Here is a 7,635-nt window from a genome sequence, read left to right on the forward strand (position 1 = left end):
CGCCACCATGCACAACCTCGCCCTGACACGGTGAACAAGCAGATCAAACACCACTGCGGCCTGCCCAAGACAGACCTTCTGCAACACCCTTTAGGGACTGTCTCTGAGATCTGGCTGTGAGATCGCACGGAGTGGACGTACCCAGTCTGTGGCCGGGGGGCAACTGGCCCGGCAGGTATCGACAGGCCATGGCCCCTGGCACGGGGCCAGGCCAAGGACCGGCCCCGCGCGTGATGGTGCGGTCGCACCAGTCGCACAGCACGGCCGCGTGGGCGCCCACGCCCTCGAGGAGACTGGCCGCCTCATGCACGGCTTCGAGCCAGCCAGGTTCCGTGACTGCTACGGGCGCGCCCCGGATACTCGCACCCCAGCACCCGCGAGTCCGGCAGACGAGCGTACAGGGGCGCCCCTCCCTGGCTGGCACTGGCGGGACCGTCAGGGGCGCCACCACGGTGGAGATGACCGGCGGCCAAGGTGGTCAGCACGCGGCCGGCGGTACCGGCAACGCGGGCAAGGTTACCGGCGTCACCCGGGCCACCATTACCGGTGGCCGCTGGGGATGCTGGCCACGGCGGCATCGGCAATACCGGTGAGGTCAGCACCGCCGGCCCGCTCGCCATCACCGGTGGCGCGGGAGGAGCTGGCGCAATGGCGCCGACAGCGTCTCGGCTGCCCAGGAGAACACCGAGGTCGTCGGCGGCGCCGGAGGCAAGGGCGGCAACGGCGGTGCCGGATCCTCCGGAACCGGGACCCTCAGCGCCAATGCAACCACCGTGCCCGTCATAGGGCTCCACCGACTTGAGCGCCGTACTTGGCCAGACGGGCCAAGTACGGGGTTCTGACCGCGCTTCCGTGAAGGCTCCGCCTGCCGCCGGCTCCGAGTCCCTCCCGCGACAGAGCCCCGCGCTGCACAGGCGGTAGCGCGGCGGCTGCCGGGCCTGGACGAGGATCGTCCCTCGAGCGTAGTCATCACGGAAGCGCGGTCAGAACCAAGTACGGCGCTCAGTCACAGGTCTGGTGGCACAGAGAAGCGATGGCGGGACCGGCTGCTGGACATCGCGGCGGGCTGTGGTGGTACGGAGGTGGAGTTCACGCCTGCTCCGTTGTGATCTGACGCGATCAGACCGGCTCGTGCCTCTGGGAGGTGGAGAGGTTCGTTGCCCCGCCCGGCGGGGCCGCGAACCGGACGCGTCCCTTCGGGTGATGACGTTGTGTCACGGAGGCGGGTGGGCCGGGACGGGGGCGGGCGTGTGGGACGTTGGCTGCGGGCCGGATCCGGAGCGGAGGTGGTGGTGCCGTGATGCGCGCAGTCGTCCGTGGTCTCGTCGCGGCAGTGGTGGCCGGGGTGCTGGCCGCGGCCGCAGGATGCCAGAGCGGGGGGTCGGGCGGCGGGTCCGAGTCGTCGCCGCCCCCGACGACGGCCGGGATCGAGGAGCCCACGCCCGCCGCCTCGGCCTCGGTGTTCCTGGGGAAGGGAGGCGACGAATCCGCGCCGATCAACGTGCCGAGGGCGCGGGTCGGCGAGCCCACCGGCGAGCCCGTCACGGTGGTCAACCCGAGCACCGGCGAGGCCGTCACCGTCCAGAACATCGCCGCCACCGTCGACAGGGGCGAGATCTCGATCGTCAATGACAGGTGCCAGGGCGTCGAGCTGCCGCCGGGCGGCACCTGCCGGATCTGGGTGCGGCACATCGCCACGGAGGCCGGCCCCTTCTCCGGGCAGCTGATCGCGACGACCTCCGACGGCAACGTCCTGACCGTCGGCATCTCCGGCGAGGCACTGGGCGAGGCCACCCCCACCGACGAGGCCACCCCCACCGACGAGGCCACCACCGTCACCGAGACGCCGTCGCCGTCACCGACCGCCGAGACGGGGTCCGAGCCCCCCGAGCCCAGTCCCACCGACGGCTATCTCCCCGCCCTCACGGGCGGATCTCGATCCTGACGGTGTCGTCGTCGGGCAGGACCACCAGCGTGCGCTCCCGCTGCAGCGGCAGGTAGGAGACGAGGTAGAAGCGGGCTGGCGTCTTCGCGAGGATGCGGAAGCCGCGGTACTGGTAGCGGTACGGGCCCTTGCCGCTGCCCAGGTCGTCGAAGACGATGCCCGGCGCGTGGTGGGTCACGGGCACCCGGGAGTAGACCACGACCCTCGGGCTGGAGAGGTAGCCTCCCGCGGCGTCGTGCATCCCCTCGATGCGGCCGGCCGCCGCCACGTACCGCGCCATGCCGAAGAAGAGGCTCATCGTCAGCACCCCGAGGAGCATGGCGCCGGCGCCCAGCCACAGCCGGTCGGCCGTGCGGTTCTCCCGGTCCGGCCCGTCGGAGCCGCCGCCCAGGCGCAGGTGGACGGCGAAGAACGCCAGCGTGGCACCCAGGGCCACCGCCAGGCAGGGCACGAACTCGCGAAGCCAGCCCCGGGGGAGCCGCGGCAGCCGGTCCTCCCAGAAGAAGACCGGGAAGCCCGTCAGCATCAGGAACAGCCCGGCCGCGAGCAGCCAGGCGGTCACCGTCCCGTGCCGGGCCTCCTGCCCCGGCCGGGCCAGCAGCCTGCCCGCCCACCCCAGCGCCAGCAGCACGGCCAGCCCGCAGAACAGCAGGAACCCGAGCGGGAAGAAGATCGCATTCGGGCTCTTGACCAGATAGGCCTGGACGGAGAACTGGAGGTCGGCAGTCGGCACGCCGAAGGTGGAGTAGTACGCCTCGGTGTAGGTGCTGCCGAAGTAGTAGAGGAGGCCGAGGACGATGGTCCCCGGCGCCGCGATGTACGCCACCTTCTCCAGGAACACCTTCGACGGGCCCGCCGTCTCTGGTCCGGGTGCCGACGACTGCTGCTGCGGGCCGGGCGGCGGCTGCTCCTGCGGCTCGGACATGCTCCCAGTCTGTGCGTCGGCCTCCGGACCCGCACCCGGGGCCGCGCCGTCCGGCTGACCCGGCCCCGCCGACGGGACCTGGGAGAAGGTCTTCACCGCGCTGCTCGCCCAGGCCGACATCGAAGGCGACCTCGACTGGGTCGTCGCGGTCGACTCCACCATCGTCCGTGCCCACCAGCGCGCCGCCGGGGCCCGTCAAAAGGGGCTTCGGCCGGCGAGCCTACCGACATGCCCTCGGACGGTCCCGCGGCGGACTGACCACAAAGATCCACCTGGCCGCCGACAGCCGTTGCCGACCGCTGGCCTTCGTCATCACACCCGGCCAGGCCGGTGACGCACCCGCGTTCCCGCAGGTCATGGCCCGCTTACGGGTTCCGCGGCCGGTCGGCAGACCGAGGGTGGCTCCGGACGTGGTCCTGGCCGACAAGGCGTACTCGTCCCGCGCGCCAGGATTCGGCGAACCCGCGCGCTTCGCGGAGGCCGGCGCGGAAGCGCCCGGCGCGCAAGTCGTCGACGAAGGCCGCCACGGTCTGTCGGAAGCGGCGCCGCTGTTCTGGGGTGAGGCGGTCCAGGTCGGCGGTGAAGCGGGGCAGGGCCTCGTACGTGGGCACGGTGAACTCCTCCAGGAAGCACGAAGCCCCCGGCCGGTGGCCGGGGCCGAGGGTGGCTGTTCGTGTTGAAGGGCGTCGGTGACGCGGTGTGCTCAGCGGCGGTGGGTGGTTGGGGTTGTCGTGCGCTGGTGGGTGTTCGATGACGGTGGAGTCGGTTGGAGTGGGATTCCGGGGCGGTTGGGGCCCGGGTGGTCGGGGCGCAGCATTCGCACGGTCCGAGTCAGTTCTCGAAGAGGGCGCGCATCACGTCCGCGAACTGCTGGGGCCGGGTGGCCTCGCAGCTGTCGCAGCGGTACCGCTGGAACCAGACGCGGGCCGGGCCGTCGTGCTGGCCGGACTCTCGGGTGCGGCCGAACTGGGGTCGGAGCGGGCGCGAGCACAGCGGGCAGGGGTCTGCGTAGATCACTTGGGTCGTCATGCGGCGGACCGTGCACACACTCGCGGCTTACCGTCTCGGGCTGCCGCGGCAGCCCGCCTGGCGGGCGCTTCGGCAAAGACTTGGTGACGGCTTCCCGCCCGGCGGGAAGCACTTCGGATCACGCTTTCGCACAGGTCACGGGCGGGGTTCCATTGCCCGGTGATCAGTAGAGCGGATGTTCGTCCGGGTGATGGGTGGCGCTATCTGTTCCGCGGCGTGATGGTCGGGGACGGCCAACGCCCTGCGGATAGGCCGCTGCGCGCCGCCCAAGACGAGGCCGGTGTCCCGCACGGCGTCTGGAAGGGCCGGGGCCTGGCCGCGGTCGGCCTCACGGCCGGGGACGTGGTGACCGAGCGGCAGGCCGAACTCCTCCTCGGTGAGGGCCGGCGCCCGGACACCGACCGGATCGAGCGTGAGCACCTGGCACGGGGCAAGAGCCCGGCGAAGGCCCGGCGGGCGACCGTGCTGGGCAGGCCCATCGAGCACAACCAGTCACCTGAGACCGAGACCGCCAAGGAGCGGACGCCTTGGCTGGCGATGGACCTGGTGTTCCGGGCCCCGTCGACGGCGCACATCGCCTGGGCGCTCGGGGATGACGAGACCCGCATGATGCTGGAGCTGTGCCAGGACATCGCCCGGGACAAGACGCTGGCGTGGCTCGAGGACGGGGTCGCACAGATCCGTTGGCGGAGCGGCGGCAAGCAGCACAAGCCGATCCGGGACGGGCTGATCGTCGCGTTGTTCCGGCACTACGAGTCCCGAGCCCGGGAATCACGGCCGCTCCTTTTCTTGGGGCGTTTCAGATCTGTCTCATTACCCATCCCTCGGGACAGTGAAGATCACCTCCGCGGAAGGCCAGCGCCTGGTACATCTCGTCACTCATCTCTTCTGAGCGGAGTGGCGGGTGCAGCTGTTCTCGGTTGATCGGGCACTGGTGGAGCGGTACCTGCAGAGCGACGTCCTGTCTGGCGCCGAGATGGCTGCGCTTCTGGAGCATCGGGGTATCTCGGATGGCAACTTCCGGAGAGCGCTCATCGGTATCCGGACACATCGTCGGGAATAACACGTTGACAGTGATGAATTCGGAGACCGGTCGGAGGCAGCGGACAGGCCGCCGGCCGCCGGAGGGATTTCCGGCGGCCGGCGGCCCGTTGAAGGGCTGGGGAACGGTGTCCTCGGCGCGGGTCCCTGTCACTCGCAGGGATAGCTGGTGATGCGGACGAGGTACGTCGCGGAGACCCAGCGGTTGGTGCCCACGTTGCGGAAGCCGTTGGTGGTGGACGCCGACGCGAGGACCGTGGCGCCGTTGGGGTAGGACCCGACGCGCGTGTAGCTGGTGCCGGGACCGCTGCGGATCACCAGACCGCCGGTGGCGTTGACCCTGTAGTAGCACCGGGTGGCGAGCACAGTGGCTGGCGCGAGCTCCACGACCGCGCCCGTCGTGCGGGCGGGTGCGGCGGCCTGGGCCGTGAGACCGCCGCCGAGGAGCGCGGCGGCGGACAGGGCCGCCACGGCCGCCGTGCGGGCGGCGGAGCGACGCGGTGACATGATGCGGCGTGCTGCTGTGACGGTCATGGAATCGATTCCCCTTGCGTCGTCGGTTCTGGGTGCGGAACACGTACGTAGGAGCAGGCCCGGGCCGGCCGAGCGGTGTCACCGCTCAAAGACACCGGAGCCGCGCACGACGTTAGCGCCATCGGGGCAATCAGCCGCCTGGCACACGAGAACTCCCCAACCGGAACGGGGGAAGTGGCCCGTTCCGGTTGGGGAGTCCGTAAGACGCTGAAGCCCCGGGACGCCCCCTTTCAGGAGGCCCGGACGGCGTCAGCGCTTGGCGCGCGAGCTGGTGCGGCCGCGCTCCTTCTGGTCCAGGACGACCTTGCGGATACGCACGGTCTCCGGGGTCACCTCGATGCACTCGTCGTCGCGGCAGAACTCCAGCGACTGCTCGAGCGACAGCGTGCGGGCCGGCACCACGTTCTCGGTGTTGTCGGCGGCCGCCGCACGCATGTTGGTGAGCTTCTTCTCCTTGGTGATGTTCAGGTCCAAGTCGTCGGCACGCGAGTTCTCATCGACGATCATGCCCTCGTAGACCTCGGTGCCGGCCTCCAGGAAGATGACACCGCGCTCCTGCAGGTTGACCATCGCGAACGGTGTCACCGAACCGGAGCGGTCCGCGACCAGCGAACCGTTGTGGCGGGTGCGCAGCTCGCCGAACCACGGCTCGTGACCCTCGAAGAGGGAGTGCGCGATGCCGGTGCCGCGGGTCTGCGTCAGGAACTCCGTACGGAAGCCAGCCCGGCCTGACGACAATTCCGGCTGTAACGGGCGCTTCAGGGGCGCGGTCATCCCAGAAGGCTGCGCGGTCAGCGCCGGCCGCCGCCGATGCGGCGGTCGTCGGCCAGTGCGGTAAGCGGGCCGAACTCGCGGGCAAGCTGGTTCCACGTCAGAACCTCGCCACAGCGGGCCGGGAACTCCTTCGGGTTGAACTCGGGCATGGTCCAGGTGCCAGTGCCCCGGTCCCGCAGCCACAGGTCCCCGTCACCGTCAACCACAGTCGGCGGGACCGGTACGGGCTCGGCCTGATCGGTGGGCTCCCAGGTGACCCGGCCCGGGTGGGAAACGCGGCGCAGCTCGGTGGTGGCCAGCCGCGCGGCCAAGTCACGGGTGGACTCTTCGGCGTCCTTGACCGACGCGAGTCGGAATGCGTCGTCAAGTACGGGCAGGGCTGGATTCTTGCTGCGCTTTGAACTCATACGCTGACTACCTCCGGTGGGGGGCGTCACATCCGTTATGGCACCCCGTAGAGGAACACGGTATCCGAGGCGGGAGCCGGGCCGGCTACGACCACTGTCCAGGTGGACGCGCTGGCACACCGGGCGGTGGGGCTAGGTGGTGAGCTGGTCCTGGGCGTGGCGCAACCCGTGGTGGTAGCGCTCAGAATTCCAGCACGTCGCCGGGGCCGAAGGCACGGCCGAGGATCTGACCGTCGCAGCGCACGCGTCGCCGCCCTCTTCGTCGGGCGGGTAGACGATCACACGCAGGCCAGGGCTCATCTCTCCGCGGTGGTGCCAGCCGCTCACTCCAGCACCCCGAGGGCGGTGTCGGAACGGCAGTGGGTGCACGCGGGTATCCCCGAGGCCAGCAGGCCGCGGATCTGCTCGGGGGTGGCGGGAGCGCAGCGCTTGCCGGTGTCCCAGCAGCCCCCGGCACGGACACGGACCGGGGGCCGCCCGGTGCCTATCCCGCGCTCCACGAGCCATGCGGGCGGCTCAAGGGGAGGCCGCCTGCGCGCGGCGGCGGCCTCGGCCTCCTCGGCCGCACTCAGAGCGCGCTCTGCGCGGCCGAGCAGGTAAGTGACAGTGTCCGCAGCCGGGGCAGGTCAGGGGGCAGGACGGACACCGTTCTCAGCTTCCGTACTGCGCCTGCCGCAGTGCCTTGCACGCTGCGCAGAGCGGGTTCTCTGGGGGAGACGGTGTGGCGCGAGGCAGACGAAGGTCGGCTTGTGCAGCTCAGCGCGCGGACCGCCAACGCTAGTCGCTGCAACAGGTGTGGTGCCATCGCCGGTTCGAGTGACTCGAAGAACGGTGGGGTGGGGTGCGGGGCGGGCACGGCGCCGTGGGGGGGGGGGCGGGCCCCCCCCCCCCCCCCGGCCCCCCCCCGGGGGGGGGCGCGGCGCCGCCGGGGCCGCCCGGGGGGGCGCCGGGGGGCGGGGGGGGGGGGCGCCCCCCCCCCC

At 71.3% G+C, this 7,635-nt stretch carries 7 protein-coding genes and 3 pseudogenes; 3 read left to right on the forward strand and 7 right to left on the reverse strand.

All coding sequences use genetic code 11. The features are described 5' to 3' along the window. Positions 1-1,300 precede the first annotated feature (1,300 nt). Positions 1,301-1,945, forward strand: coding sequence for a hypothetical protein (locus tag AB0D94_RS37355; RefSeq protein ID WP_362062296.1), 645 nt, complete (start codon positions 1,301-1,303; stop codon positions 1,943-1,945). Here the strand turns inward: AB0D94_RS37355 and AB0D94_RS37360 are convergent. Continuing rightward, complete coding sequence (locus tag AB0D94_RS37360) at positions 1,923-2,870, reverse strand: hypothetical protein (protein WP_362062299.1); 948 nt, start codon at positions 2,868-2,870, stop codon at positions 1,923-1,925. The two genes, AB0D94_RS37355 and AB0D94_RS37360, sit on opposite strands and share 23 nt — an antisense overlap. A gap of 139 nt (positions 2,871-3,009) precedes the next feature. On the opposite strand from AB0D94_RS37360, the pseudogene AB0D94_RS37365 reads away from it, so the two are divergent. Continuing rightward, positions 3,010-3,310, forward strand: a pseudogene (locus AB0D94_RS37365) (transposase); the annotation flags it as partial. Here the strand turns inward: AB0D94_RS37365 and AB0D94_RS37370 are convergent. Continuing rightward, entirely contained in the window at positions 3,236-3,481 is a 246-nt protein-coding gene (locus AB0D94_RS37370) for a hypothetical protein (RefSeq protein WP_362062302.1), read from the reverse strand. The pseudogene AB0D94_RS37365 and the gene AB0D94_RS37370 sit on opposite strands and share 75 nt — an antisense overlap. A 220-nt stretch (positions 3,482-3,701) precedes the next feature. Next, positions 3,702-3,899, reverse strand: coding sequence for a hypothetical protein (locus AB0D94_RS37375; RefSeq protein WP_362062305.1), 198 nt, complete (start codon positions 3,897-3,899; stop codon positions 3,702-3,704). Positions 3,900-4,118: 219 nt separating this feature from the next. On the opposite strand from AB0D94_RS37375, the pseudogene AB0D94_RS37380 reads away from it, so the two are divergent. Then, positions 4,119-4,685: pseudogene (locus AB0D94_RS37380) on the forward strand (relaxase domain-containing protein); the annotation flags it as partial. Positions 4,686-5,090: 405 nt separating this feature from the next. On the opposite strand, the gene AB0D94_RS37385 reads toward AB0D94_RS37380, so the two are convergent. The 4 genes and pseudogenes from AB0D94_RS37385 to AB0D94_RS37400 all read right to left on the reverse strand — a co-directional run bounded on the left by AB0D94_RS37385 (position 5,091) and on the right by AB0D94_RS37400 (position 7,155). After that, positions 5,091-5,474: an SH3 domain-containing protein gene (locus tag AB0D94_RS37385; RefSeq protein ID WP_362062308.1), complete on the reverse strand. Its 384-nt coding sequence runs from the start codon at positions 5,472-5,474 to the stop codon at positions 5,091-5,093. 249 nt (positions 5,475-5,723) lie between these two features. Further along, a pseudogene (locus tag AB0D94_RS37390) lies at positions 5,724-6,194 on the reverse strand (translational GTPase TypA); the annotation flags it as partial. Between the two features lie 71 nt (positions 6,195-6,265). Beyond that, the gene (locus AB0D94_RS37395) at positions 6,266-6,655 is read right to left on the reverse strand and encodes a hypothetical protein (RefSeq protein ID WP_079403197.1); all 390 of its coding nucleotides are present in this window, start codon (positions 6,653-6,655) and stop codon (positions 6,266-6,268) included. A gap of 323 nt (positions 6,656-6,978) precedes the next feature. After that, positions 6,979-7,155, reverse strand: a complete 177-nt coding sequence (locus AB0D94_RS37400; RefSeq protein WP_362062313.1) for a DUF6233 domain-containing protein — start codon at positions 7,153-7,155, stop codon at positions 6,979-6,981. Positions 7,156-7,635 lie beyond the last annotated feature (480 nt).

Source organism: Streptomyces sp. NPDC048255 (assembly GCF_040652415.1).
Taxonomy (GTDB): Bacteria; Actinomycetota; Actinomycetes; order Streptomycetales; family Streptomycetaceae; genus Streptomyces.